The sequence below is a fragment of the Actinophytocola sp. genome (genome assembly GCF_045807065.1).
Lineage (GTDB): Bacteria > Actinomycetota > Actinomycetes > Mycobacteriales > Pseudonocardiaceae > Actinophytocola.
In genome coordinates this window covers 1-2,495 of sequence record NZ_JBJMIE010000301.1, presented here as the reverse complement: position 1 = coordinate 2,495, position 2,495 = coordinate 1, and the positions used below count along the sequence as shown (strand labels likewise).

Here is a 2,495-nt window from a genome sequence, read left to right as displayed (position 1 = left end):
TTCGCCCTCACCGGCGTCAACGCCTGACCGTCCCCGTCGCCGATCGTGTTGACATCGTCACGGAAGGGGAGGAGGGTGGTATTCATCAAGTGTTGATTTGACTGATGGGGGTGGAGATGACCGACTTCCCACTCGACCGGGTGGACTTCCAGGACGCCTACTCGGGGGGTGCGATGGTCCCGGGAACGGACGTGACCTTCGACGTCATGCCCTGGGACATCGGGGCGCCGCAGCCGGTGGTGGTGCGCCTCGCCGACGAGGGGGAGTTCCGCGGCGCGGTGCTCGACGCCGGGTGCGGGCTCGGCAACAACGCGATCTTCCTCGCGCAGCGGGGTTTCCAGGTCACCGGCGTGGACGGCGCCGAGGCGGCGCTGCAGAAGGCACGCGAGCGGGCCGCGTCCCACGGTGTCGACGTCGAGTTCGTGCGTGCCGACGTCACCACGTTCGAGGGCGTCGCGCCGCGGTTCGACACCGTGCTGGACAGTGCGCTGTACCACTGCCTGACGGGCGAGCAGCGCACCGCGTACGCCGCCGCCCTGCACCGGGTGACCCGGCCCGGCGCGCGGCTGCACCTGCTGTGCTTCGCCGACGCCGGCAACGACGGGCTGGACCTGCCGATGACCGTGAGCCAGGACGACCTGCGGACCCACCTGTCCGACCGCTGGCTGATCCGCGACATCGAGGCCGTCGACTACACGATCTCCATGAGCCCCGAGGCCTTCGCCCGCTCCGGCGGGGCGCGGATGGGGTTCGGGGTCGACCCGGACGTCGTGCAGACCGACGAGCACGGCCGCATCCTCACCCGCATGTGGCACCTGAGCGCCGACCGGGCCTGACCTACCCGCGCACCAGTCGCTCGATCCCGTCGAGGACGCGGTGCAGGTCGAACTCGATGCCCGGGTCGACCGGGCTGTCCGCGTACTCGCCGCCCGCCGGCCTCGCGGCGACCAGTGGGTAGCCGCGTTCGGCCAGCAGCGGGTGCGGGAACCCGGTCACCTCGGGTGACCGGACCGGCGGCGCGTCGCTCGCGGCGAGGTCGTTGGCGCGGGCGGCGATGCCGCGCGCCTCGCGCTGACGTCGATGTTCCTCGACGTCAGCGCGGACGGCGGTGGCCACGACGGTCCGGCCGTGCTGCCCATGGCGGTCGCGAGTGGCGCGTCATCCCGTCCGGACCGGTGTGGGTGTTCGCCGCGGTGTTCGCGATCGTGTGGCCGGTGACGCCGGTGACCGCGCGCCGGTGGCCATGCGCCGGCAAGCTATCGAGGCCGTCGCCCAGCCCTGGCACCTGAGCGGAAGCGTGAAATGGGAGCGCTCCAGATGTGCTCCCGGAGTATCGGAACCCGCGCTGCACACTCGATGTTCGCGCTCACATGAAACGGCTTGTTCTAGCCTATACCCCTGTGTTAGCGTTCACAATCACGTTCTCGTGATCCGCTGGACTGATGGGAAAGAGGCAACGATGCCCGTTCCATTCCGCGCGCGACTGGTTCCCCTGCTCTCCACAGCCCTCCTCGCCGCCGGCGCCGTGGCCGGCGCGACCGCGACCTCGCAGGCCGCCACCCAGGGACCGTGCGACATCTACGCCGCCGGCGGCACGCCGTGCGTGGCGGCGCACAGCACGACCCGCGCCCTCTACGGGGCCTACAACGGCCCGCTGTACCAGGTGCGGCGCTCGTCGGACAACACGACCCGCGACATCGCCCCGCTGGCCGCGGGCGGGGTCGCCAACGCCGCGACGCAGGACTCCTTCTGCGCCGGCACCTCGTGTGTCATCACGATCATCTACGACCAGTCGGGCCGGAACAACCGCCTCACCCAGGCGCCGCCCGGCGGGTTCAGCGGCCCGGCGGCCGGCGGGTTCGACAACCTCGCGAACGCGACCGCAGCGCCGACCACGGTCGGCGGCCACAAGGCGTACGGCGTGTTCGTGGCGCCCGGCACCGGCTACCGCAACAACAACACCAACGGCGTGGCGACCGGTGACGCGGCGGAGGGCATGTACGCGGTCTTCGACGGCACGCACTTCAACGGCGGCTGCTGCTTCGACTACGGCAACGCCGAGCGCAACAGCCGCGACAACGGCAACGGCACCATGGAGGCCATCTACTTCGGCAACATCAAGGTCTGGGGCTTCGGCACCGGCAACGGCCCGTGGGTGATGGCGGACCTGGAGAACGGCCTGTACTCCGGGGTGAACGCCGGCTTCAACGCCAACGACCCGACCGTGAGCCACCGGTACCTGACGGCGATCATCAAGGGTGGTCCCAACCACTGGGCCATCCGCGCCGGCAACGCGCAGTCCGGCGGCCTGTCCACCTTCTACAACGGCACGCGGCCGAACGTCGCCGGCTACAACCCCATGAAGAAGGAGGGCGCGATCATCCTCGGCATCGGCGGCGACAACAGCATCGGGGCCGCCGGCACCTTCTACGAGGGCGTGATGACGTCGGGCTTCCCCAGCGACGCCACCGAGAACGCGGTGCAGGCCAACATCA

The 2,495-nt window shown here is 70.4% G+C and carries 3 protein-coding genes; 2 read left to right on the top strand and 1 reads right to left on the bottom strand.

The window, feature by feature from the left end; all coding sequences use genetic code 11:
* Nucleotides 1-116: 116 nt before the first annotated feature.
* Entirely contained in the window at nucleotides 117-836 is a 720-nt protein-coding gene (locus ACJ73U_RS17410) for a class I SAM-dependent methyltransferase (RefSeq protein ID WP_407778686.1), read from the top strand.
* A 1-nt stretch (nucleotide 837) separates the two neighbouring features.
* Here ACJ73U_RS17410 and ACJ73U_RS17405 read toward each other — a convergent pair whose 3' ends face one another.
* Nucleotides 838-1,116: a hypothetical protein gene (locus tag ACJ73U_RS17405; RefSeq protein WP_407778685.1), complete on the bottom strand. Its 279-nt coding sequence runs from the start codon at nucleotides 1,114-1,116 to the stop codon at nucleotides 838-840.
* A 343-nt stretch (nucleotides 1,117-1,459) separates the two neighbouring features.
* Between ACJ73U_RS17405 and ACJ73U_RS17400 the strand changes: the two genes are divergently transcribed.
* Nucleotides 1,460-2,495: arabinofuranosidase catalytic domain-containing protein (locus tag ACJ73U_RS17400; protein WP_407778684.1), on the top strand; the 1,036-nt coding region annotated here is incomplete at its 3' end.

Coding starts and splice junctions, on each gene's coding strand:
- ACJ73U_RS17410 (WP_407778686.1), top strand. CDS start 117: ATGACCGACTTCCCACTCGACCGGGTGGACTTCCAGGACGCCTACTCG.